Origin of the sequence: Paenibacillus sp. FSL H8-0259, from assembly GCF_037963255.1 — a bacterium.
In the GTDB taxonomy this organism is placed as follows: Bacteria; Bacillota; Bacilli; order Paenibacillales; family Paenibacillaceae; genus Paenibacillus_AQ; species Paenibacillus_AQ phytohabitans.
On record NZ_CP150147.1, the window covers coordinates 5,721,986 to 5,746,251 of the forward strand.

Annotated in this window: 17 protein-coding genes; 4 read left to right on the top strand and 13 right to left on the bottom strand. The window is 53.5% G+C overall.

Annotated elements, in window-relative coordinates; genetic code table 11:
• Positions 1-61: 61 nt before the first annotated feature.
• The gene (locus tag NSU01_RS24790; RefSeq protein WP_076244597.1) at positions 62-2,356 is read left to right on the top strand and encodes an alpha-galactosidase; all 2,295 of its coding nucleotides are present in this window, start codon (positions 62-64) and stop codon (positions 2,354-2,356) included.
• Between the two features lie 251 nt (positions 2,357-2,607).
• Here NSU01_RS24790 and NSU01_RS24795 read toward each other — a convergent pair whose 3' ends face one another.
• The gene (locus NSU01_RS24795; RefSeq protein WP_256703893.1) at positions 2,608-2,739 is read right to left on the bottom strand and encodes a hypothetical protein; all 132 of its coding nucleotides are present in this window, start codon (positions 2,737-2,739) and stop codon (positions 2,608-2,610) included.
• Positions 2,740-3,002: 263 nt separating this feature from the next.
• On the opposite strand from NSU01_RS24795, the gene NSU01_RS24800 reads away from it, so the two are divergent.
• Both NSU01_RS24800 and NSU01_RS24805 read left to right on the top strand, forming a co-directional pair.
• The gene (locus NSU01_RS24800) at positions 3,003-3,620 is read left to right on the top strand and encodes a TetR/AcrR family transcriptional regulator (RefSeq protein WP_076244594.1); all 618 of its coding nucleotides are present in this window, start codon (positions 3,003-3,005) and stop codon (positions 3,618-3,620) included.
• Between the two features lie 35 nt (positions 3,621-3,655).
• On the top strand, positions 3,656-6,172 hold the full coding sequence (locus NSU01_RS24805; RefSeq protein WP_076244592.1) for an MMPL family transporter: 2,517 nt from the start codon (positions 3,656-3,658) through the stop codon (positions 6,170-6,172).
• 805 nt (positions 6,173-6,977) lie between these two features.
• Here the strand turns inward: NSU01_RS24805 and cls are convergent.
• The 7 genes from cls to NSU01_RS24840 all read right to left on the bottom strand — a co-directional run bounded on the left by cls (position 6,978) and on the right by NSU01_RS24840 (position 12,719).
• Positions 6,978-8,432: a cardiolipin synthase gene (cls, locus tag NSU01_RS24810; RefSeq protein ID WP_076244590.1), complete on the bottom strand. Its 1,455-nt coding sequence runs from the start codon at positions 8,430-8,432 to the stop codon at positions 6,978-6,980.
• Positions 8,414-9,013, bottom strand: a complete 600-nt coding sequence (locus NSU01_RS24815) for a TetR family transcriptional regulator (protein ID WP_076244588.1) — start codon at positions 9,011-9,013, stop codon at positions 8,414-8,416. The genes cls and NSU01_RS24815 overlap by 19 nt, the downstream gene beginning before the upstream one ends.
• A gap of 281 nt (positions 9,014-9,294) precedes the next feature.
• Positions 9,295-9,669 carry a hypothetical protein gene (locus NSU01_RS24820; RefSeq protein WP_042138925.1) on the bottom strand — a complete coding sequence of 125 codons (375 nt, stop codon included), beginning with the start codon at positions 9,667-9,669 and terminating at the stop codon, positions 9,295-9,297.
• A gap of 73 nt (positions 9,670-9,742) precedes the next feature.
• Positions 9,743-10,669, bottom strand: a complete 927-nt coding sequence (locus NSU01_RS24825) for a phosphotransferase (protein ID WP_076244586.1) — start codon at positions 10,667-10,669, stop codon at positions 9,743-9,745.
• 39 nt (positions 10,670-10,708) lie between these two features.
• Positions 10,709-11,425 carry a CD3324 family protein gene (locus tag NSU01_RS24830; protein WP_076244584.1) on the bottom strand — a complete coding sequence of 239 codons (717 nt, stop codon included), beginning with the start codon at positions 11,423-11,425 and terminating at the stop codon, positions 10,709-10,711.
• Positions 11,426-11,448: 23 nt separating this feature from the next.
• Complete coding sequence (locus NSU01_RS24835; RefSeq protein WP_076244582.1) at positions 11,449-12,153, bottom strand: hypothetical protein; 705 nt, start codon at positions 12,151-12,153, stop codon at positions 11,449-11,451.
• Between the two features lie 194 nt (positions 12,154-12,347).
• Positions 12,348-12,719: a helix-turn-helix domain-containing protein gene (locus NSU01_RS24840; protein WP_076244580.1), complete on the bottom strand. Its 372-nt coding sequence runs from the start codon at positions 12,717-12,719 to the stop codon at positions 12,348-12,350.
• A gap of 204 nt (positions 12,720-12,923) precedes the next feature.
• Here NSU01_RS24840 and NSU01_RS24845 point away from each other — a divergent pair, with 204 nt between their 5' ends.
• Positions 12,924-13,505 carry an NAD(P)H oxidoreductase gene (locus NSU01_RS24845; RefSeq protein ID WP_076244578.1) on the top strand — a complete coding sequence of 194 codons (582 nt, stop codon included), beginning with the start codon at positions 12,924-12,926 and terminating at the stop codon, positions 13,503-13,505.
• 409 nt (positions 13,506-13,914) lie between these two features.
• Here NSU01_RS24845 and NSU01_RS24850 read toward each other — a convergent pair whose 3' ends face one another.
• The 5 genes from NSU01_RS24850 to NSU01_RS24870 all read right to left on the bottom strand — a co-directional run bounded on the left by NSU01_RS24850 (position 13,915) and on the right by NSU01_RS24870 (position 24,266).
• Entirely contained in the window at positions 13,915-15,420 is a 1,506-nt protein-coding gene (locus tag NSU01_RS24850; RefSeq protein ID WP_076244576.1) for a glycoside hydrolase family 20 protein, read from the bottom strand.
• A gap of 131 nt (positions 15,421-15,551) precedes the next feature.
• Positions 15,552-18,392: an alpha-mannosidase gene (locus NSU01_RS24855; protein WP_076244574.1), complete on the bottom strand. Its 2,841-nt coding sequence runs from the start codon at positions 18,390-18,392 to the stop codon at positions 15,552-15,554.
• Between the two features lie 5 nt (positions 18,393-18,397).
• Positions 18,398-19,396, bottom strand: a complete 999-nt coding sequence (locus NSU01_RS24860; RefSeq protein WP_042138933.1) for a glycoside hydrolase family 130 protein — start codon at positions 19,394-19,396, stop codon at positions 18,398-18,400.
• An 82-nt stretch (positions 19,397-19,478) separates the two neighbouring features.
• A complete protein-coding gene (locus NSU01_RS24865) occupies positions 19,479-20,798 on the bottom strand; it encodes a glycoside hydrolase family 125 protein (protein ID WP_076244572.1) in 1,320 nt (439 codons plus the stop codon).
• A gap of 255 nt (positions 20,799-21,053) precedes the next feature.
• Positions 21,054-24,266, bottom strand: a complete 3,213-nt coding sequence (locus NSU01_RS24870; RefSeq protein WP_076244570.1) for an alpha-mannosidase — start codon at positions 24,264-24,266, stop codon at positions 21,054-21,056.

Consider the following 24,266-nt stretch of genomic DNA (forward strand, 5'->3'; position numbering starts at 1 on the left):
GCAGCTGCATTAACGGACCGGATCACCGGCCGCATTACATCCGACAAGGAGAGTTATGAATATGAACATTATCGCAGATGAAACGTCAGGCCTGTTCCACCTTCAGTCCAAAGATACCAGCTATATTATCCAACTGGTGGACGGCTATCCTGCCCATGTATACTGGGGTGCACGGCTCCGCCATGACAACAGCCTGACCGGGGCGCTTGAGCTGCGCGAGCGCGCATCCTTCTCTCCAACCCCGCTGCTGCAGAAGCCTACCCTCTCTCTGGATGCTCTGCCCCAGGAATATCCGCAGTATGGAACAAGTGATTTCCGCCGGCCTGCCTATCAGGTTCAGCTGGCTGACGGCACGCGGATCTCTGAACTCCAATATGCCGGCTACACAATCACAGCGGGCAAGCCGGCCCTTGAAGGGCTGCCTTCGGTCTATGTAGAGAATGAAGCGGAAGCCCAAACACTGGAGCTTACACTGAAGGATGATTACGCGGGTCTGACCGTTAAGCTTATGTATACCGTCTTCGCGGGCCATAGTGCAGTTACCCGTTCTGTCCGCTTTGAGCATAACGGTAAGGCACCGCTGCGGCTGGAACAGGCGCTTAGCGCATCCGTTGATTTCGCAGATTCCTCCTACGATACCCTGCACCTGAGCGGTGCATGGGCGAGAGAACGCCATGTTCAGCGCCGTCCGCTTACCCCGGGCGCAGCCTTGTCCCTGGAAAGCCGCCGCGGCTCAAGCAGCCACCAGACCAACCCGTTTCTTGCCCTGCTCCGTCCGGGCGCGGATGAAGACCAGGGTGATGTATTCGGCTTCAATCTGGTCTACAGCGGCAGCTTCGCCGCAACTGCAGAGGTTGAACAGTTCGGACAGACCCGGGTAAGCATCGGAATTAACCCGTTCGACTTTTCCTGGCTGCTGGAACCGGGCCAATCGTTCCAGACCCCGGAGGCTGTGCTCGTCTATTCCAGTGAAGGACTCGGCGGCATGTCGCGCACCTATCACCGGCTCTACCGGACCCGGCTGTGCCGCGGCGTTCACCGCGACCAGGCCCGTCCGATTCTCGTCAATAACTGGGAAGCGACCTATTTCGATTTCGACGCCGACAAAATCGCTGCGATCGCCAAGGAAGCTGGCCCGCTCGGGATTGAACTGTTCGTCCTTGACGACGGCTGGTTCGGCAAGCGCGACAAAGACAACAGCTCGCTGGGCGACTGGTTCGAAGACCGCCGCAAGCTGCCGGAAGGTCTGGCCGATCTCGCTGGCAGAGTCAACAAGGAAGGTCTGCAGTTTGGTCTCTGGGTTGAGCCGGAGATGGTATCCCCGGACAGCGATTTATACCGTAAGCATCCGGACTGGTGCCTGCACGCCGAAGGACGCCGCCGCACTGAGGCCCGCAACCAGCTCATTCTGGATCTCTCCCGCCCGGAAGTATGCGATTATCTGTACGAGACACTCAGCGCAGTCTTCTCCAGCGCACCCATAACCTATGTCAAATGGGATATGAACCGCAACATGACGGAGATTGCCTCTGCCAACGCCAGCCCTGAGCGGCAAAAAGAAACCGCCCACCGCTATATGCTCGGCCTGTACAACCTGCTGGAGCGCCTGACCTCGCGTTTCCCTGATATCCTGTTCGAGAGCTGCTCCGGCGGCGGCGGCCGGTTCGATCCGGGAATGCTGTTCTACATGCCGCAGACCTGGACCAGTGACGACACCGATGCGATTGAACGCCTGGCAATTCAATATGGTACTAGTATTGTCTATCCGGCCAGCAGCATGGGGGCTCACGTGTCGGCGGTACCGAACCATCAGGTTGACCGCATCACCTCCCTTGCCACCCGCGGGGATGTAGCGATGAGCGGCAACTTCGGCTACGAGATGGATCTTACCAAGTTCACGGAAGCCGAGAAGGATCTGGCTGCCCGGCAGATTGCCCAGTACAAGGAGATCCGCACGCTGGTGCAGCAGGGCGATATGTACCGTCTGCAGAGTCCGTTTGAAGGTAACGGCGACACAGCCTGGATGTTCGTAAGTGAAGATAAGACGGAAGCCTTTGTTGCCTATTTCCGGGTGCTGGCTAAGCCCAATGCACCGATCTCGCGTCTTACGCTCAAGGGGCTCGATCCTGAGCTGGATTATGTGATTGAGACTGGCGCAGCCGATGTTACCGCAAAAGGCCACGGCGGCGGGGAAGCCACTGTATCTGCTGATGGGCAGAGCTCCACTCCATTCCAGACGGCCTTTGACGGCACCCCTCTCGGCGGCGACCGCTTGATGCGTATCGGCCTGGTCGTTTCCGATCTGCGCGGCGATTACGCGAGCTGCACCTATCGCCTGAGAGCAGTACAGCGTTAATCCTTAACTATTGAGAAGGCTTCAGTCTCCCCGGGGACTGGAGCCTTTTTGTTATATGGATCGGCGAGGCTATATAGATAAAGAATGGCTATTCATTTAGTGAAAAGTTGGCTTCAGCTGAGTTTGCGATTGCGGTTGCTGCTTGCTGCTGAGACTGTTGTTACTGCTGCGTTTGATGTTGCGCCTGTTGCTATTGCTGCTTGCTGTTGATGATGCTGTTGATGCTGCTGCTGTTACGGTAAATTCCCGGTTTAAGCGGCTGCTTTTAAAAATCCTGCACCAAATACAACATTTTCCTCGATATCTCGGCCATAATCTGAAATTGTTGTACAAATTGCAATATTTCTGCCCTCCCAGGCGGCTAAGCCGGATAATTCCTGCATTTAGTACAACAATCTGCCTGAACAGCCGGATATATGCGGATCAATGTTGTAATATGTACAACATTTCTCATTCTCCAAGCCAGCAAGGTTCCTCCGGCAACCAACCACCAGCTACGGAAACTGAATTATTCAGTTAAATTTTAAATATTCACGTTTCAGACACTAATTGCACATTGTGCAATCTTGCTCTTTGAGCAATAATATAGACTGTAGATTACAATTTGGCGTTCATCCTATACATAAGAAAGGAGGAAGCATACAACTTGAATCCCAAACTGACACTGCGGGACCAAAAAAAAGAAGCCACCGCCTTCGCTTTGGCCGTAGCCGCCTTCGAGCTTGCACTGGAGCAAGGCATGGACGGCTTCATCGTCGATGACATTGTCCAGAAGGCCGGTTATTCGCGGCGGACCTTTGCCAACTATTTCTCATGCAAGGAGGAAGCGGTGGCGGCGTATTTCATCAGCAGCGCTGCAAATGAAGATAAGAATATGCTGCTTGCTGTTCTGCCTCAGGATGCTACACCGCTGGAAGCCTTGTATAACCTGCTCAAGCTGCAGTTCACATCAGAGTTTCTGCATAAATTGCGGCAGTTCGTATCGCTCGCGAATCAGTATCCGTCGCTGGAGCCATATATCCTCAGCGTATTCCGCCGCCTTCAGATTGCCGCCCAGGAAGTACTCGAACAGTTCTCCCATGGACGCTATGACGATGGATATACCCACCTTCTCGCCGGTGCCGTCTACGGGGCATTTATCCCTATACTGGACGGACGCCTCAACGTCATGCTGCCGGGCGAAACACAGGATGAACCCTCCAGCGCCATGCCGTTTGATCAATATTTGAATTCCATGTTTGCTTACTTACGCAACGGCTTCTAATAATAAATTCAGAGATAAAGAGGAGAAACCATTACATGTCAACATTTCTATACCGCTTAGGGAAGTCGGCTTATTCCAAGCCCTGGTATTTCATCGCGGCGTGGATCGTCGTGCTCGGTGTGATTGGGGCCCTGCTTGGTGTCAATGGCATCCAGTCCAGCTCCGAAATGAAAATTGAAGGCACCGAATCGCAAAAAGTGCTGGATAAGCTGACCCAGGAGCTTCCTGCTGCTGCCGGCGGCCAGGCGAGCGTCGCCTTCACCGCACCAGACGGGGAACGTCTGGATACGCCGGAGCGTGTAGCGCTGCTCCAGAAAGCTATCAATGACGTCTACAATATGGAATACGTCATCAATCCTATGGAACTGGCAGCACAGGCTGCCGCTGCAGCTCAAGCCGCCGGCGCTGATCCTTCCGCTGCTGCCGGTCAAGCCGCCGCTGCCGATCCTTCCGCTGCTGCCGGCCATGCCGCCGCTGCCGATCCTTCCGCTGCTGCCGGCCAAGCCGCCGCTGCTGATCCTTCCGCTGCTGCTGGCCAAGCCGCCGCTGCTGATCCTTCCGCTGCTGATCCTTCTGCCGCTGCTGGTCAAGCCGCCGCTGCCGATCCTTCCGCTGCTGATCCTTCTGCCGCTGCTGGCCAAGCCGCCGCCGCACAGTCAGCTCCTTACGGTCCGCTAATGGTTGACGGCGCTCCGGTTCCCGGCGTTATGCTGTCTGCCGACGGCAATATTGCCCTGTTTCAGTTCCAGTTCACGGTTCAGCAGACATCCCTTCCATCGGATGTACCTGATAATATCATCGATACCGTGACTGAAGTCGAGCAGGCAGGCTCCGGCATCACTGCGATTCCGAGTGATTCCCTGAAGAGCATCCCGGCCATCGGCTCAACCGAAGCAGTCGGTGTTGTCGTCGCTGCGGTCGTACTGTTCATGACGCTAGGCTCGGTCGTTGCTGCCGGTCTGCCGCTGATCACTGCACTCCTCGGCGTCGGAATCAGTGTCGGAGGTGCGTTTGCCCTCGGCAGTCTGATCCAAATGAATGACATTACACCGGTTCTCGCCGTGATGATCGGTCTGGCTGTAGGTATCGACTACTCCTTGTTCATTGTTAACCGCCAGCGCCGTCTGATTCTCGATGAGAAGCTAAGTGCCGGCGAATCCGCCAGCCGGGCACTGGGCACCGCCGGCAGCGCCGTATTCTTCGCCGGTCTGACTGTTATCATCGCCCTGTGCGGCATGCTCGTTATCGGCATCGGCTTCCTGTCGACCATGGCACTTGTAGCTGCAGCCAGCGTTCTGATCAACGTCCTGCTGGCGCTGACCCTGCTGCCTGCCCTGCTCGGACTGGTCGGTGAGAAGATCGTCACCGCCAAAGCCCGGACGAAGAATACCGCTGCCGCTAAAAAAGCACAGCACGGCTTCTCGCACCGCTGGGCAAATGCCACAGTGAAATATCGCTGGGTGATCATTATTCTCGTTGTACTCGTTCTTGGAACAGCAGCGATTCCGGTAACCAAAATGGAGCTGGGCATTCCTTCGGGCGCCTCGGCAAACCTGGATACTCCGGCCCGCCAGAGCTATGATGTGATCTCCAAGGGATTCGGCGAGGGCTTCAACGGTCCGCTGCTGCTGGTAGCGGAGCCGAAGAACCCGTCCGACAAAATTTCGATGGAGCTGCTGGGCAAGCTGACTCAAGAGCTGCAAATGCATGATAATGTTACACAGGTGTCTCCGATGGGCGTGAATGCCACCGGCGATATTGCCATCATCAGCCTGATCCCGAAAACGGGTCCGACAGATACAGCTACAAGAGATCTCGTGCAGGAACTGCGCGATCCGTCTTCCAGCCTAACCTCAGGGAATAATATTAATCTTGGTGTGACCGGCTTCACCGCCATCAATATTGATATGTCCTCCAAGCTGTCTGATGCCTTCCCTGTCTACATCGGTATCATTGTTATTCTCTCGCTGATCATCCTGCTGCTGGTCTTCCGGTCGATTATCGTACCAATCAAGGCAACCATCGGTTTTGTTCTCAGTATCCTTGCCACCTTCGGTGTGACCACCGCTGTCTATCAGTGGGGATGGCTGCATTCCCTGTTCGGCTTCGATACAGGAGGACCGCTGCTCAGCTTCATGCCGATTCTGGTCACCGGCATTCTGTACGGTCTGGCTATGGATTATCAGGTGTTCCTGGTCAGCTCCATGCGTGAAGCTTATGTCCACGGCCGCCGCGGCAATGACAGTGTCGTTCACGGCTATGATCTCGCCAGCCGCGTTGTGCTTGCCGCAGGCGTAATCATGGTTTCCGTCTTCTTCGGCTTCATCTTCGCCCCTGATGCGATGATTAAGCAGATCGGCTTCGCACTTGCCTTCGGCATCCTGATCGATGCCTTCATCATCCGCATGACGCTCGTTCCGGCCGTCATGGCCGTCTTCGGCGACAAAGCCTGGTGGCTGCCGAAATGGCTGGACCGCCTGCTGCCGAATCTCGATGTTGAAGGCGATAAGCTAATCGCCAAGCTGAATGCCGAGAGCGGACAGAAGCACTAGAACAACCCCACAAAACGGAGCCTTAGCTTTGATAATTACTCAGTTAATTTGCGGGGATTTCAACATATATAAATTCATATAAAATAATGGACGGCATCTCCGCCGTCCGCCCCTAAACAAAAGAGGGCCTGCAGACATTGTCCGCAGGCCCTCTTTTCTATACAACAGCTCTTCTCAAGCTACAATGAAAATCACATACTTCCCAGCTGCCAGCGCCTTATCGTAAAAACCCAGAAGAAGACCTACAATTCACCCTTTAATTCCTGTCTCAGCGTTTCCGTTCCGTAACCCGGCTCCAGCGTATCCATCAGCGCTGCTCCATCCATCGCCATCATGCTCTCCAAGGTATCTCATCTAACATTACATATTGACCAAGCATCCCCGTCTGCTTCTCCTCCTAAGTTTCCTGCACGGTATATCACTAATATCACTAATATCACTATTACACTAGTACAACATCAGAACTATAGAAGTGAGTTCAGTAAACAATGCAGCAATTGACGGATTCAGTTCCAAGTGGGAATTCAATAATAGTTGTATACTGTACAATTAAAAACAGTGAAAGGCAGGCTTGAGTCTTATAACTGTAGTCTGTACAACTAAATTTGCCCGAATGGGTGAGAATCAGGCCGTAATCGCAGTTTAATTGTACGAATTACAACTAAACGGAGAATCGGTTGAAAAACATAACTTTTAGTTGTACAAAGTGCAATTAAGCATACTGCGTATACCGTAATCGGGTCACTGCAAACCCTCAGTTAGCGATTTATCAATGTGGTTTTCAATAGTATCCTTACACCGTCTTCTATAGAATAGGCGACAGCAACCGCGAGATTCCCTCCTTCAGCTTAATCATAAGCGAACGCTCCTTGTACCGCTCGGGCGTAAGCTCAGAGCTTAACAGGCTGTCCTGCAGAAACAGGTCCTCAAGCTGTGCGGCGACCTGCCGGTCATACACAATGGCATTGACTTCGAAGTTCAAGCGGAAGCTGCGGGAGTCGATATTCATCGTCCCTACAGAGGCAACCTCCCCGTCTGCCACAATGGTCTTGGCGTGCAGGAAGCCGTTCTCATAGAGCAAGATTTTGGCTCCATAATTGAGTAAATCTCCGGCATACGCCCAGGTAGCCCAATACACGAACGGGTGGTCAGGTTTGTTCGGGATCATGATGCGCAGATCTACCCCTGAGAGCAGGGCGATTTTGCAGGCATCCATGAAGCTGGTGTCCGGAATGAAGTAGGGCGTCTGGATATATACACTTTTTCTGGCCGATAAAATAAGCTTGATGTACATATTCTTCAGATGCTCAGTCTCCGAATTGGGACCGCTGGTGATGATCTGAACCGGGCTTGTCCCCGTATGTCCCCCTGTGTAAAAGGAGAATTCCTCGTAATCCCCGCGCTTATGCTTCCCGGCCTGATGCCAGTCCAGAATAAATCTGCCTTGAATATGATTAACAGCATTCCCTGTGATCCTGAGGTGGGTGTCCCGCCAATAGCCGAATTTCTTATCCAGCCCGAGGTATTCATCTCCGACATTGAACCCGCCGATATAGGCGGTCATGCCATCAATTATGCACAGCTTGCGGTGATTCCGGTTGTTGATCCGGAAGTTCAGCGGTCTGAGCAGAGACGGGAAGAACACCTCCACCTCTCCTCCTGCTGCACGTAATTCTTTGAAGAACCCGGGGGCAATCCGTTTGGAGCCGACTTCATCATAGAGCAGCCGCACCTTCACGCCTTCCTCTGCTTTGCGGGTTAATGCATCCCTCAGCTTCCTCCCCAGGGCATCCGGCTGAATGATGTAATACTGAATATTGATTTCTGTCCGGGCAGAACGGATATCCTCGAATAATGCGTCAAATTTCTGATGCCCGTCACTGTAGATAACGATGTCATTATCACTGGATAAAAGACCATGCGACGATCTGATATTCATCGTGATGAGCTCTGTGTATTTCTGCAGCCAGGGAGATATCTCCTGGACTTCGTCATGGAGCGAAGCCAGCTGCCGGTCTGTCTCAGCCTGGACAAATTCCTGCTCTTCAATGAACAAATGATAGAAATTCTTCTTCTTAAGATTCCGCCCGAAAAAGATATACAAAACGAACCCCAGGATAGGAATGAAGAACAGAACCATCAGCCAGGCCCAGGTGTAACCCGCCTCTCTCCGCTCAATGAACAGGAACCCCAGCGCCAGCAGAATATTTATGAATGTGATGCTTGAAATAATAAGTGTCGTTATACTTGCGAATTCCATGCCCTGTCCCCCTCTCGTGCGTAAGCCTCAAACCCTCCCGTGACTAATACTGCCACCTTACGGGCGACTTCCTCTTTGTCCATGCGGATCTCCCCGGCCACCCATTGAACAGCTCCTTCATGGATAGCCTGGGCAGCAAAAGAAGCCATTATTTTCCGCTCATCTTCCGTATAGAGCCTATCCAGACCGTCCAGCAAATAAGCCTTGAGCGCAGTTAGCATCTTATCTCTTAGCTGCGGTACGACGAATGCTACATAGCTGCTGCGGCAGTTCATCTCCGGCTGGTCATAGAAATCGCACACGGCCAGAACAAGCTGCCCGATGCTGTCCGGATCAACCTTCACTTGCCCTGCAGTGTGTTGTCTGATGGCTGCCGACGCGGAGTCCCCCATCATATAGTCCAGTAATTCGTATTTGTCATTAAAATGTGCATAAAAGGTAGCCCGGTTCACTTTAGCCCGTTGGGTGATATCGGCAATCGTGATTTTCTCGAAATCCTTCACGGACACCAGCTCGATAAAAGCACCCGCCAAAGACTCCTTCGTATGCGTCACCCGTACATTCATTACTTTATTCGCCATAGCATCCTCCCGCCCGACAATAGGTACGTCTTGTTGCTATAGCAACATCTGCACCTGTTTTGTTGATTGTTGCGCTGCCTGATCAGCGGTATATTCTGATTAAAGCAACACGCGTTAATTTAATATATCACAACGAGGGAGAGTTTAAACCATAGAACTATTGTTATCGTCGGTGCAGGACCCGGATTAGGTCTGTCGTTAGCCAAAAAATTCGGGGAGAACGGATTCAGGGTAGCCGTAACAGAAATAAGCGGTAAGACATCCCTTGACAGGGTAATATCTTATCGCTTTTTTCTAATAATTATATTCAGACAACTAAGTATAATAATAGCTATATTTGCTATCAGCACGCCAGTATAAGCATCCGATAAACGGGTCCGGTGTACCCATAGCTTAACAATTTCACCCGACACCCCCATTTTCATTAAATAGGGTTCCAATCCCTTTGTAGTAAGCTTATCACCGTAGACCAGCGGTATATCAATAATATCGTTGGTTCCTATTTCGGGAGTGAATTCAGCCCATAATTGTTTGGCCCATCTGTCATATTTATAGCTGAATACTTCGTCTGATTCACGGTATTCCCACCTGTAATTCCACGCAACAACTAATATCCCCAGTGTAAGGATGCTGATTAATAGAATTTTAAATTTCAATAGGCCGCCTGCTTTCAGGACAATAAGTCTATCCGTTGGATAGGCTTATGTCCGTTATTATTCACTCACCCGCTCACTCCGGCAGCTGAAGCAGCTCATCACGCAGCTGACGATAAGCATCATCCCAGCCCATTTTGGCATAAAAGCGGAGCGCATCCAGCCCTTTGAAATACCGCGCACCGGTCAGCCGTTCATGAAAGTCCGGGATGATGATCCCCTCCCTGTTCTGGTAATCCCGATAAGCCTGAACCACATCAAGCTCTCCCAAGGTCCCATTCAGCGTAGCGAGATCGATCAGAAAATCCCCATAGGCAAAATTGCCGTCGATGATTCCGGTGATCTGCGAGCCATCCGACAGGATGTTCCAGGGCTGAAAATCCCCGTGGATAAAATAGCGGTGCGGCTCGTTGTATTTGGCATACGCCAGCAGGCGGTGGTAACATTCTTCGAATACATCCTTTTCCAGACAGGTCGACTGAAATAAGCCGTGCCAGCCTTCCCAGAAGGTTCCACTCTGATCCTCGGCGAAGAATGAAGTGATATATTCCCGCCATGACGGGTAAGCGCCGGCTCCGCTGGGCTGTATCCATCCGTAGCCGCTTGTATCGCCCAGCTCGGCGTAATTCATCCGGGTCAGTATTTCGATAAGCTCAGGGAGCAGGATCTGCTTCTCATGATCAGAACAATCGGTCAGATTGCCGCCACGAATCCGTTCAGAGATGGAATAGCTCAATGTCCCCGATTTACCCTGCCCAAGACATTTGGCAAACGGGATGCCCTGGCTGGTCAGCAGATTCGCAACATAACCTTCTGTATCGTAGGCTCCGTCCATGTCACTCAACTTAATGATGCATCCCCGGCCTTCATATTCAAAGGAGAATACGCTGCTCAGGTTCCCCCCTTCTACGGGCATTACCCCGGCCGGACTTGAACCAAAATGCTGCTTCAATATATCTTCTACCCCGCCAATTTCTAATCTTGCTTTCTCGTATGCAGTCATTGCGGCATCCGTCCTCACATATCTTTTGTGAATTCAACCTCAACCTTCAACATCATTAACGTAATGGAGCACAGTTCCGTAGTATTTCATGAACCGCCGATAATCGTCACTGCCATTCATCCCGATGACCGCCGGATAAGCATTTACCTTACGCTGCTTAAGTGCAGCCAGTATTTCCTGTTGGACAGGGCAATGAAATTTGCCTTCTGTATACTCGATCACCAGCGGAGGGAATGCTGCTGCATCCTCATCTTGTACATGAGCCGGGTCATTATTGCTGCCCGTAAGCTCATCACGCCCTATAAGCCGCAGCGGAAATTTAACGACTCCGAAGTACAGCTTCTCTTGCTTCTCTTGCTTTCCGGATTCTTCCTGCCCGGTTAAGGCCTTGCGGGTGAGCAGCAAATAACACTGAATCCATTCTTCGATCATTCCGGCATCCATGTACCGTACAGCCGACTCCACAGTCGGAGCATACGTTAAGTGCCGGTCGTTTTTCTTCGAGTAGATGATCTTCTTGACCGTATCCAGGGATAAATAATACTCGTCGGCAATTTCCGCAATCGTCACTCCATGCGCATACTTGTTACGAATCATCAGATTACGCTTTTGCAGCTGCTCTCTGTACCCGTTCGACTCGCCCCAGGCCTTCTTCTCATCCCCGGCCGGGAAATACAGCAGCCTTCCTGCCGCATATTTCTGGACTTCCTTTAATAACTCCTCCGGGATCACATCGCCGGCATGCTCATATTTCATACTCTCAGCCACCTTCTGCGGGGCTAAAGGGCATAGATGCGGTCCTTCAGCTCACTTATGGATTTAACTATGGCTTCGCAGGAGCACTCATCATCGATAGAGGCATGCCAGCGCAAGGTATCGATTCCTCTGTAATACGCCATGCATAAGAACCGTTCCTTGAAATCAGGGATGATGATATTCCTTCTCTTGCAGTATTCCTTGAACAGCTCCGGGATCTTGAAGTAAGGCTTATTCAGATCCATATTAGCGACATCTACCAGACAATCGAAAATGCCGCACTTGCTCCAATCCGGGAAACCAAGCACTGCCCGGCCGTCTGTGATCATATTTTTGAAGTACGCATTATTATAAACCAGGTAACGCTGGCCTTCGCAATAATGGATACGGTCTTCCATTTCCTTATAGTACTGTTCGAAGAAGTCACGGTCCAGCACGGTGGTCTCGAACATCTCCCGCCAGTTGAACCAGTAGCCCTCTCTCTTCTCCGAGAATGTCTCTGTCAGGAACTCCCGGCAGGTGGCAAATTCCGTCTTGCCCTCCTCATCCAGCCAGCCGTAGCCTGCTATGCCCGATATATCAGATGAAGAAATCTCCAGCAACTGGTCAAAAAATAACTCATGGCATTCCGCGAACTCCGCCGCACTTAGCTGCTCGGCAACAAACCCCTTCGGTGTCATATTCACCTTGTCAGACAGCAGCGATTTAAGAAAATTATCTTTCCCCATGTTCATCTCACCTTTTCCCATACACTAGAATATACCAGCTGCGCATCTGATAATAGAATCATACACCCTGAAATTCCAGGGAGATAGGCAATGAATTCCTTAAGGTAACTTTGCATAGGCTGCCATACCGGTCACGAGCTAATAGAAAAACCGCCATCCCCTTATCAGGTCTGACGGTCCTCCCCTCACACAGCTTAAAACTCTTCCAAGACCTTGGATTTATCACCATAAACCTTGTCCAGGTGATCCTCTCCCCAGTAACATAAAAGGTCCAGCGCGGGCTTTAATCCCCATCCGTAGGCCGTTAATTCATACTCCACTCTAGGCGGGATTTCTTTAAATATTTTCCGGGCAATAATCTCATCCTTTTCCAGGCCTCTTAGCTGGGTGGTCAGCATTTTTTGTGTAATGCCGGGGATTAGCCGCCGCAGCTCGGATGTTCGTTTGCAGCCTGTCATCAAATGATAGATGATTAGAGGCTTCCATTTCCCGCCCATGACTTCTAATGCCACTTCTACTCCGACTTTATATTTCTTTGGAGTGCTATTATCACTCTGTTCTGTCATTACTTATTCCTCCGTCAAAAGGCTGTGTATATACCGGAAATATACTATCGGGTGTAGGGCACTTCAATGTACCTATGGTACCTTTCTCATCCTATAGAACATGAAAGTGCGTACTTCCAGACTCTTTTATTCCTGTTTATAATAGCATCAGCCACTGATCATGGCTACAAATTGGCGGTTCAGAAAGGTAGTGAAGATACTAGCATGAACGTATTAATCGTTGTATCGCATCCAAGACAAGATTCCCTGACCTTTGCGGTTTCCCGCCGTTTTGCACAAGGTCTTACGGAGGCCGGACATAGCTATGAGATATTGGATTTGCACGGGATTGGCTTTGATCCTCTTTTGCAAGGAGTAGATGAGCCTGACATGTCCCTTGAGGAGCAATCCTTCTCACCTGAGGTGGAGAGGGAAATGAAGCGGATGAAGGAGCATGATGCCCTGGCCTTTATTTTCCCCGTCTGGTGGTGGCATTTGCCGGCCATGCTGAAAGGTTATATCGACCGGGTGTGGAACAACGGATTTGCATATGGCAAGAACCAGCTTCATCATCAGCAGGTGTTGTGGATGGGTCTGGCCGGCGTTTCGCGGGAACAGATGCGCAAGCGCAACTATGATGAAACAATTGCCCACCTGCTCAATGTAGGAATCGCTGATTATTGCGGTATCTCCAATTCCAGGGTTGAGTTTCTATACGAGACAACCTTAGATTCTAATCCCCGGCATTATGAGCTGCTGCTTAACCAGGCCTATCAATTAGGCTTGAATTATGCGGAGGAACAATGACCTGTTTGGTGAACAAGGTGAGCCCACCGGTATTCATTTTCCCAACTGATACTTGGCGTACTCATTATGACTCCGACTCCACAGCCAGCTAGGAGGACTGAGAATCCGCTATTGGAGCAAATCAGGCGGATTCAGTAGCTAAACGGACTCAGAATCGCTTATATGGACGAATTCCCTCCATTTCAGGCTCGAATAAACAAGATAAGCGATTCTCCGGTTCACCCAGATTTTAAGGCTTTTGAGAGATATAACGGATTCTCAGTCCGCTTCACTCGAGGGTTTGAGTCCTCGACGGAATTTCATAGTGCGGTTTCTCAACCAGTATCATTCCCCCAACAGTGTAGTTTCTCAACAATGAAAAAAGCTGCCCCTACTAGCCTTTCGGCTTTGGGACAGCACTTTTTTTCAACTATTGACTTCGTTCGCTACCCTCCGCGTAACCGGCCAGCTTCTGCTTCCCCAGCCACGCTCTCTCCGCCATAGCGCTAAGCGGCCCGCGGATTCCGACTGCCACTTCTGCTTCGGTCTGCGCTTCCGGCTTGTCGCTCCAGATGGAGAAGGAACAGCCGATTAACTCACGCGGATAAGAACCCGCGGGATATTCCTGCTTCGCTCCGCCGGACCGCTGCGGGAACAACCCCGGATGCCATGAATTGCAGATTTTCTCTCCTGTTGGATACGTATAGCCTGCATGCTCACCCAGTACGTAATAAAAGTAGGCATCGTTGAAATTAATCACCTGATGTCCCTGCGCAATGATCTCTTCAACCGGGGCCATCATTTCATGCCATTTCGTCCAATACGTAATTTGGATGGAGGATTTAGGCGTTATTCTCTGGATCTGATCCCCACGGTACAGTCCATCGTTCCAGGCGCGGACGATCCACCCCTTGGACTCCAGATGTTCAGCCACACCGTTAAGGTAGTCAATATAAGTGTCCACACCCGTCCCGCCGCCGATGTTCAGAACATCCCGGGCATACTGCTCAAGCTGGGGATATTCCCCGAACTGCCCGAAGTTGATAAACTCATCGCCGCCGATATGAAAATGCGTGCTTCCGGCAAATAACTCCGCGTATTCGTCGATCAGCTCCAGCACGAATTGCCGCGCAGCGGCATTCGTAATATCCAGCGCGCCCGGGGCAACGGCTCCCGCTGAATTCTTAAGCAGCCAGTCCGGATGTGTCCGCAGGGCTTGTCCCAGATGGCCCGGCGAATCCAATGAAGGAATAACAGCAATATGATATCTTGCAGCCGTATGAATAATCGCCTTCATTTCCTGCTTGGTTAAATATTCGTCCGACATTACCTCAGGATGGCTCTCGCTCATCAGCCTGAAGCCTTCATTCTCGGAGAAATGCAGCTGCAGCGTATTCAGTCTAAGCCGGGACATCTCCCTGATCCTCTCCATGATCCATTCGGCGGTATAGAACTTCCGCCCGATGTCAATATGCAGCGCCCGCTCCGGCATCACAGGGTAATCGGTGATTCTACCGTACGGCATGAAGCCGTCAGCCAACAGCAGCTGTATCACCGTCCGCAATCCATACATCACAGCAGTTTCGCTTGGGGCCTTGATGTGGACAAACTCGCCGATTTCAATGACATAACCTTCCCGGCTGTCCATACCACCGCCCGCTCCGCTGTCGTTCAATTCAATGACAATATCTCCAGAAGACGGTGTCTCACACTCTCCATAAAGTACAGACAGGAGATGGCCGGATGGAGCCAGACTGTCTGCATATTCCGATAGAACAATGAAAATCGTATCATTCAGAACCCTGTTTCCCTCTGATCTGATATTGTCTACAATCCTAACCCGGGATTGTGCTGACAGTCTCCATTGCCCCTGAGAGGCCTTCATATACTGCTGCACACCCGGGAACGGACTCTGATCACTGCTTAGCCTATCCATCTGAGGGTCACCTCCTGCTTCTACTTCTACTTCTACTTCTACTTCTACTTCTACTTCTACTTCTACTTCTACTTCTACTTCTACTTCTACTTCTACTTCTACTTCTGCTTCTACTTCTACCTCATCCTTGGTCAGTCAAGCCGGATGCCAACGGTCAGTATTTCATGTCCGCCCAGCTGAAGCCGAAGCGTATTTGCTCCGCCTCGCTCCAGCCGCCCAGTCTCAGCCTCAACATCCGCAACCTTAGCTTCCAGCACATTTGATGTGTAGAAGCCCGTTGCCGGCAGGTCTGTTTCCAGCTTCAGTTCACAAGGCTGGCCCGTCATGTTGAACCAGCGGAGCAGCAGATCCCCGCTCTCTTCGTTCATCTTGAGCGAAGAGAAGGCGGCAGCCGTGCCGCTCCAGCGGACAGCCGAGTACACGGCTGGAATGGTTCCTGTATGAACCTCCGCCTGGGCGCAGGTCCAGGGAATCTGGAACTGGTAGGCCGCAGCCGCGGCACCAAAAGCTACCGCGTCCCCGCTGTGCGGAATAAGCAGCAGCTCCGCCGTATGTTCCCCCTGGCACTGGGCTTCCGGCGTAGGGAACCAGCCCCAGTCGCCCATCTCCCCGACGCAGCGGAGCAGGGTAATGGCGATGGTGTTGCGGCCGTCACGCAGTATTTCATATTCATGGAGTCCGAGATTAGCGACCGTAAGCCCCGCATGCTCCTCCGCCACATCCACAAAACTCTGCTGATGCTGCGCATTGCTCGGGTTCAGCCACTCCGGCGCCGGTTCATTCGGCCGCTCCGCCAGCTCGAACATCGAGTCTACACGGTGGGAAGCTGCGGCCAGATCTGCAGGGAACAGCATCCGCAGACGGTGATCCTTCGCCGTATTATGGATATAACTTTTGACTTCCAGGCCTTTGCCGCTGCGTTCCAGCCTTAACACTGTCCGTAGCTTAAGCAGAACCTTGTCCGCTGAGCGCTGCGCCTGCCGCTCCGGATAATAGACCAGCGCACGCTGTTCTTCTTCCAGCACGGCATCGGCGGAAGCCGGAATCTCCCATTCATGGACGATCTCTATAGATGCCCGGTATGGCGCATCTTCTATGATGCGGATATCAGCCGTCAGCCCCCGGGTAGTCAGCGGAACTTCCCCCGCAGGCTGTCTGTACATATATTCGTTGCCGATGTCCCCGGTATTCTCATAGACACCGAGATCACGGTATACTTTGCCGCTTGGCTTATGCTCCAGCGTGAAGGAACCGTCGGCCATAATCTCAACCCGCAGCGATTCGTTCTCCAGTATCCGTCCGCCGTGGACAAGCGACGCTGAGGCCCCGGCACCTGCCCGAGGCTCCGTCCCGTTCGTTGCGGCACCACCCGCTGCGGCGGACCCTGCTATGCCTTGGCCGGATTGACCGGCAGCGGCCCCAGCCAGCGGGCGGACCCAGGCATAAGTGCGCAGCCCCAGCGCTGGCACATCCGCCGCTTCGAAGATCAGCTGCACCTTGCGGCAGCTGTACGGCTGCCGGAACCGGTCATCCGGCAGATCATAGCCGAATGACAGCCCCAGGTCCTGAATCGTACAAGGCACTTCGTTGCCTAGTTCATCCACCAGGACCCGTCCGCCCAGGTCAACCGCCTTCATCCGGCGGGCGGTCTCTTCAAGCGTGTGGCCTTCGCGCAGATACAGCCGGGCTGCGTCCAGCTCCACGCTGACTGTACCCGTGCGGCTCCAGCCGCTTGTATTCATCACAACGAGCGGAATAGCAGCTTCACCATACGCGGCGAAGCCCAATGTGTCCACCGCTCCGGTGATCGCCTGCATGCTGTCCGCCACGATGCCTTCGGCGGTGTGACGGCTCTTGTCGAACCGGGTTACCATCTCCCGGTGCACTTCATCCACACTGCAGCCGCAGATGGAATCATGCGGATGGTTCTGCAGCAGTGTCTTCCACGCGTAGGTCAACAAATGCTGCGGATACTCTCCGCCGTGCAGCCTGGCGATAACGGCCAGCGGCTCGGCTACCTTCTCCAGCAGCGCCTGGCCCCGCTGGTTCAGCTGCTTCAGGTACACCCGGGCGGACGCTGTATTAACCAGTGTCCCCCAGCCGTCAGTACGCTGGCTTCGCAGCTCGCCCTTAACCGTGGAGAGGCTGCGGCCGGCAAGAGAGTGCTGCACAGCCTTAATATAATCGGCAAAGTTTGAATGAACGAAGGATATCTCCGGGTACAGCTGCTCCGCGGTGCGGATGGCCTCCGGCAGATCGGTCTGCAGCGGCTGATGATCGCAGCCGTTCATGAACAGCAGCTGATCCGTGGCCGCATACTGCCTCGCATCTGCCAGCTTGCGCTCCCAGAAGGTCTTCGCCTCCTCCTCCCCGGCTGGGATCTCATTGCCGTTCGAATACCAGTTGGCGAACAGGATGCCCAGCACCTTGGATCCGTCCGGCCCTTCCCAGACCAGCTCCGAGAACGAGGATTCATAGCCGTCGCTAGAGACCGTATTGTTGAAGCCTGTCGGCTTCACCCCGCGCCCGAAGAAGGCATTGGTGATTCCGGCCTGTACCATGAGCTGCGGAATTTGTCCGGTCAGGCCGAAGGTGTCGGGGAAATAGCCGATCTTCGATACCTCCCCGTAGACTCCCGCGTCCTGATGCCCGATCTGCAGATTGCGCACATTGGCTTCCGGACTGGTCAGGAAGGCATCCTGCAGGATATACCAAGGCCCGATATAGATCCGTCCTTCACGGATATGGCGTTCCAGCCGTTCCCGGTTCTCCGGGCGGACCTGCAAATAATCTTCGATAATGATCGTCTGTCCGTCGAAGAAGAAGCTCCGGAATCCCGGATTCTGCTCCAGCGTGTCCAGCAGGCTGTCGACCAGCCGGATCAGCCGGAGATGATGGCGTTCATAAGGAAGATACCATTCCCGGTCCCAGTGCGTATGGGAGATGATATGCGCCGTTTGTTGTTTGTCCATGGCTGTTACACCTCAGTCTCCAGAGGATATTCCTCCATATAGTTAAGCAATTCGTCCACGGTGGTGAAGGCCAGACCCGTAACCGTATCTGCACAACCGTAGTAGATGGCAATCCGTCCTGTAGCCGCATCCGTCAAAGCCGCGCAGGGGAAGGTCACATTCGGCACATCGCCCACACATTCGTACAAGGTTTCAGGGCCGAGAATATAGTTGCGTGAGCGGGCTTTCACCTTCCATGGCTGATCCAGATCGAGCAGCGCGCAGCCCATGCGGTAGACAAACCCGTTGCAGGTGTTGATTACGCCGTGGTAGATCAGCAGCCAGCCCTTATCGGTCTCAATCGGAATCGGACCCGGGCCAATCTTCTTGGACTGCCAGGCGGAGGCATCGCCGTTCACCGTGCCCATCACATAGCGGTGCTTGCCCCAGAAGGTAAGGTCAGGACTCTCGCTGTAAAAGATATCGCCAAACGGAGTATGCCCGGTATCGCTTGGACGGCTGAGCATGGCATAATTGCCGCCGATCTTGCGCGGAAGCAGCACCCCGTTCCGGTTATACGGCAGGAAGGCATTCTCCAGCTGATGGAACGTCTTGAAATCAAACGTATACGCCAGTCCAATCGTCGGCCCGTGATAGCCGTTGCACCAGGAAATATAGTAACGGTCATCGATCTTGCATACCCGGGGATCGTAGCGGTATTCCCGTTTGATAATCTCTTCATCGCCCTCGAATTCTATAGGCTCATGGTTGATCTTCCAGTTCACCCCGTCCTCGCTGAACCCGGCAAAGATGTCCATGCTGACCGATTTGGAATCACAGCGGAACACGCCGGCGAAGCCGCCCTCAAAGGGAATGACCGCCGAATTAAACACACTGTTCGAGTTCGGGATCGCATCCCGCTTAATGATCGGGTTGGCGGAATATCTCCATACAGGCGCGTTGCTGTCCGCCGGTTTCTCCTGCCAAGGGATATTTGACAATGTTTCTCCAATAATTGTATTCATGCTCAGGTCTCCTTTGTATATGAAAAAGTGCTTTACACAATCATAATTAGCTTCCTGTATTCTGTATCCATGCAGGCCGGACCTAGAGAATCCCTTCCTGCAGCGCCCGCCAGACCAGCTGGGAGAACAGGCTATTCGACCAGGCGAACCACTTGCGGGTGAACACCGACGGATCGTCGGCCAGGAAGCCTTCATGCATATAGCCGGTATCCGCGTCCGTTGCTTCGAGCATGGCAATCACCGCCAGCTTCTCTTCTTTACTATTTGCCGTGATTCCCTGCATGGACAGCGCCATATGCCAGATATAACCCGGAGGGGTATGCGGACTGCCGATGCCCTTGGCGGCTTGGCCTTCGTAATAGAACGGATTCTCGCTGCTCAGCGCAAAACGTCTAGTATTCTGATAGATGGGATCGTCATTCTTCAAATACCCGAGGTACGGAATGGACATCAGGCCCGGTGTTCCGGCGTCATCCATCAGGCAGTAATTGCCGTAGCCGTCTGTTTCGTACGCATAGATCGGCCCGAATTCAGGGTGGCGATAGATACCGTACAGCTTGATGCCGTGATCCACCTCTTGCTCCAGCGCCTTCAGCTCGGCCAGGAAATCCAGATCGCGGAACACCCACTCGGCGAAATCCTGCATCTGGCGCAGAGCCACCACAGCGAACATATTCCCCGGAATGTTGTAATGGAAATCGCAGGCATCGTCGCTGGAGCGGAAGCCGGACCAGATCATCCCTGTGTAGTTGACCGGCATGCCGAGACCGCCGCCCCGGATCGAATCCTCCATAATCCCGTTGTTCCGGGTGAAGCGGTACGGGGATTGTTCCGCATGATGCTGCTCCCGCTTGAAGAGATCGGTAATGGTGCGCAGCATTTTTTTGAAATCAGCCGTGAAGATATCCGTTCGCTTCGTCTCCTCCCAATAGGCATGGGCCAGCCGGATCACGAAGCACAGCGAGTCAATCTCGAACTTGCGCTCCCACACCCAGGGCGACATCTCCGTCACATCCCCGGCATTCCAGTGCCAGTCGTTAGCCGTTTCGTTGAACGCGTTGGCGTAAGGATCAATCAGCACATATTGCGTATGACGCTTGATCAGCCCGCCGATCATACGCTGCAGCTCAGCATCTTTGGCGGCAAAAGGCACATATTGAATCACCTGCTCGACCGAATCGCGGAGCCAACAGGCCGGGATATCGCCCGTAATGACAAATGTGGTTCCATCGTCAAGCAGCTTGGTAGTAGTCTCCAGTGTGTTCGGGAAGCAGTTCCGGAACAGGCGCTGCAGCTTGGGCCGGTGGGCCAGCTTCTCTTCGGCCTCGGCCAATACGGCCTGAATGGATGACGGGAGCGGCAGCTCCGGCATTTGAATCTGGGGAAGTCTGAATTGTTCCAAGGTGATAGTCTCCTTCGGCTTAATCTATAGGGTAGCTGAACTGAAGCTATATAGATTGTACTTGTAAGTTTTCTGTTCTGGGATTGCCGTGACTCCAGAGAATGTTTGGCCCTCCGGCCGCTGTTGTCCCCAGATTTCTTGATTTTTAACCGCTAATCGCGGTGGAAATCCGGTGACAAAGGCGGACGCTGACGCTCCTACAGTGCCAAAATTCTCCTCCGCCACTTTTCCCTGTCTGTATTTTTCAAGTTCAATCTATTTAGAATGAATAATTTTCAGGGTCTTGATCTCGAACGGGTGGAAGTCTAGCGTCAGCTCTCCCGCCTCTTCCGCCAGCAGCTCTGCCTCTTCTTCCAGTGCATTGGACAGGTATACCGCTGAATGCGGCAGCGGCCAGCCGAGCTTGACGGTCTCGCGTCCGCCAGCGGATTCATACAGCCGCAGAATACTGCCGCTTCCGTCTTCCGCCAATTTGACTGTATCCAGGATAACCTGCTTCCCGTCATAGGGGAGGAATGAGCCTGAAGGCGGCAGCTGTCCTGCACTTGAATTACAGGCAACCGCATAGGAAGTGTGATTCAGCTCAGCGGCTTTACGGAGGGTATGCGCCCCGCGCCAGTCTCCGGTATGCGGATACAGTGAATACGTGAATGCATGTGTGCCCAGATCCGCGGAATGATCCGGCCAGCGCGGCGCGCGCAGCAGCGACAGACGGATCGTGCTGCCCTGCGTGTCATAGCCGTATTTGCAGTCATTCAGCAGGCTGACACCATAGTCATGCTCAGACACATCGGCATAGCGGTGCCCGCAGACTTCATATTGCGCCTGCTCCCAGCTGGTGTTGCGGTGCGTTGACCGTTCCAGCGCGCCGAACGGGATCTCATAGGTCGCCTTGCTGGTTACTACATCTACCGGGAAGCCGACCTTCAGCAGCTTATGGGCTTCATTCCATTGGACCTTCGTCTTGAAGTCAATCCGCCGGTCACTGTGATACAGGATCAGCTCCTGCTCTATTTCGGATTGGCCGATGCTCCAGCGGAAGTACAGCACATCGCAGACAGGGCCTGAGGACAGCAGCTTCTGCTCCAGCAGAACAGCTTCTCCGGCAGGCTGCTCCTCATACCGGCTGTCTATATCCCAGGCATCCCATAGGATAGGGCGGTCATGGAAGAAATGCAACCGGTTCAGCCGCTCTCCGGCCTTGACAATCTCACGCCCGGCTTCCTTATCGTACAGGCTGATGATCTCGCCCTGTTCATTGAACCGGAGCCGGTAATATTCCGTCTCCCAGTCCTGGCCGAACGAAGCTGCAACCGAAGCTTCATTAGATGCTTCAATCGGTGTCGGCATATCTCCGCTATCTCTGCCAACCCCGCCGCTACCGTCAACTCCGCCATCTTCGCGCAACGCTGGCTGTTCCTCATCTCTCAGCCACACGGTAACATACCCGAATGCCGGAACCTCCGGCACCCGCACGCGGAGAGCAGCTGGCCCGTCTGCTGTAACCGGCTCCGCGGCCAGCCGCATTCCTTTCCGGTCATATACGGCGGCAGCAGTGTTATCCGCTCCGTCTCCGGCAGCCGGGAGCTCAACCACCATATCCCGGGCCCAGCCCAGACCGTTCAGGACGACATAAGGCTGGCCCTCTCCACGGGTATCGATATCCGATACGGCGGCCTCCATAACCGACTTTAGGCTGCTATCTCCAAGAGCGAAGATGCTCTGATACTCCTTGTCCGAAGTCTGATAGACCTCGGGAATCGACGAGCCGGGAATAATATCATGGAACTGGTTAAGCAGAATCAGCTTCCAGCCTTCATTCAGGTCCTCCCCGATCTCTTCCCGCTGCTGCGGCTGCAGCTGGTGTCCGGCCAGCGTCTGCCATAGTTCCGCTTCCCTGTACAGAATCTCGGCCTTGCGGTTATTGCGCTTGTTCCGGGCATGTGTGGTATAGGTTCCCCGGTGCAGCTCCAGATAGAGGTCGCCCTGCCAGACCGGCAGCTCAGGCTTCGCCTGCTCGATGCCTGCGAAGAAATCTGCCGCCGTACTGTAGCCGGAGGCTGGCTGGCCCACCATGAGCTCGGAGCGCGAGAGATATTCAAGCATCTCCCGGGTCACTCCGCCGCCCCCGTCCCCGTGTCCGTACAGCAGCATTTGTTCGCTGTGCACGGCTTTTTCACGGTAAGACTGCCAGTGCTCATGAATATCCTTCGGCAGCGTACTCTCATTCACTCCGTGGTTCATATAAGACAGAAGTGCCGTTCCGTCGATGCCTACCCAGTGGAACAAATCATAAGGGAACAGATTCGTATCATTCCAGCCGAGTTTGGTCGTCATGAAATAGCGGACCTTGCCATGCTTCAGAATCTGCGGCAGGGAAGCGCAATACCCGAAGGTGTCCGGCAGCCATTCAATCTCGGATTGCCGTCCGAATTCCTCCTGATAGAACCGCTGCCCATACAGCATCTGCCGCATCAGGGATTCCCCGCTTGGAATATTCAGATCCGGCTCCACCCACATACCGCCAACAAGCTCCCAGCGCCCTTCAAGAATCCGCGCCTTCACCTTCGCGTACAATTCAGGATCATTATCCTTCAGATAAGCGAACAGCTGCGGCTGGCTCTGGGCGTAGCGGTACTCCGGGTATTCCTCCATCAGCGCATGAACCGTCGAGAAGGTCCGGCTGGTCTTGCGAACAGTTTCCCTCGTGGGCCATAACCAGGCAATATCGATATGCGACTGCCCGACCATATGGATGAAGCCTTCGCTGTTGCCGCCGATTTCCCGGACTTTCCCGGTCAGCGCCTGCTCAATGTCTCTGATCCTGCCGCCGTCCCGTCCATTCTCAGGTCCCATAGACACATACGCATCCATCGCCTGATACAGCGCCTCCAGGATACGGACACGCCGGAAATCCTGTTCCGGCAGCAGCAGCGCCGAATCACGGATCACGGTAACGGTATACATCAGCGACTGCACCGGCAGGTTAACCCTGACGAGCGCAGCGGTTATAGACCGGACCGGCGGCTGAATCACCGCCTGCTTGTTCAGCGGATCATCCGGCTCGGGAACCGGATCGTAGAGTTCGATCTCAAGCTCCGGGTTTCTTCCGTCGGCAACAGGGTCAAGTGAAACGAAGGTATGATTGCGGTCCAGCCCCTGCCGGGAAGCTCCGCCTACACGCAGCAGCCCTTCTCCGCCGGAGTGGAAGATGATCCCTGTGTCCGCACCCGTCCAGTCCGCCGGAATATCAAGCGCCGTGCGGAACATATAAGTCGTTCCCTGTACGCTCGGGAACAATCCGAAGGCTTCGCTGCCCGAATACGGCTGTAATTCGTCATACTGCCCCGGCTGCCGGTAGGTTGTGGAGAAGACCTTCCAGTCTTCAATCGCCCGATATTCCAGCCATTGCGCTTGTGAACATTCACGGATAAACCTGTCTATTCGTTCCGTATTTAATCGTTCCAT

Bases quoted from the DNA above. Each gene is read 5' to 3' on its own strand.
- NSU01_RS24790 (WP_076244597.1), top strand. From the start codon at position 62: ATGAACATTATCGCAGATGAAACGTCAGGCCTGTTCCACCTTCAGTCC.
- NSU01_RS24795 (WP_256703893.1), bottom strand. From the start codon at position 2,739: ATGCAGGAATTATCCGGCTTAGCCGCCTGGGAGGGCAGAAATATTGCA.
- NSU01_RS24805 (WP_076244592.1), top strand. From the start codon at position 3,656: ATGTCAACATTTCTATACCGCTTAGGGAAGTCGGCTTATTCCAAGCCC.
- cls (WP_076244590.1), bottom strand. From the start codon at position 8,432: ATGGAATTCGCAAGTATAACGACACTTATTATTTCAAGCATCACATTC.
- NSU01_RS24815 (WP_076244588.1), bottom strand. From the start codon at position 9,013: ATGGCGAATAAAGTAATGAATGTACGGGTGACGCATACGAAGGAGTCT.
- NSU01_RS24825 (WP_076244586.1), bottom strand. From the start codon at position 10,669: ATGACTGCATACGAGAAAGCAAGATTAGAAATTGGCGGGGTAGAAGAT.
- NSU01_RS24830 (WP_076244584.1), bottom strand. From the start codon at position 11,425: ATGAAATATGAGCATGCCGGCGATGTGATCCCGGAGGAGTTATTAAAG.
- NSU01_RS24835 (WP_076244582.1), bottom strand. From the start codon at position 12,153: ATGGGGAAAGATAATTTTCTTAAATCGCTGCTGTCTGACAAGGTGAAT.
- NSU01_RS24840 (WP_076244580.1), bottom strand. From the start codon at position 12,719: ATGACAGAACAGAGTGATAATAGCACTCCAAAGAAATATAAAGTCGGA.
- NSU01_RS24845 (WP_076244578.1), top strand. From the start codon at position 12,924: ATGAACGTATTAATCGTTGTATCGCATCCAAGACAAGATTCCCTGACC.
- NSU01_RS24850 (WP_076244576.1), bottom strand. From the start codon at position 15,420: ATGGATAGGCTAAGCAGTGATCAGAGTCCGTTCCCGGGTGTGCAGCAG.
- NSU01_RS24855 (WP_076244574.1), bottom strand. From the start codon at position 18,392: ATGGACAAACAACAAACGGCGCATATCATCTCCCATACGCACTGGGAC.
- NSU01_RS24860 (WP_042138933.1), bottom strand. From the start codon at position 19,396: ATGAATACAATTATTGGAGAAACATTGTCAAATATCCCTTGGCAGGAG.
- NSU01_RS24870 (WP_076244570.1), bottom strand. From the start codon at position 24,266: ATGGAACGATTAAATACGGAACGAATAGACAGGTTTATCCGTGAATGT.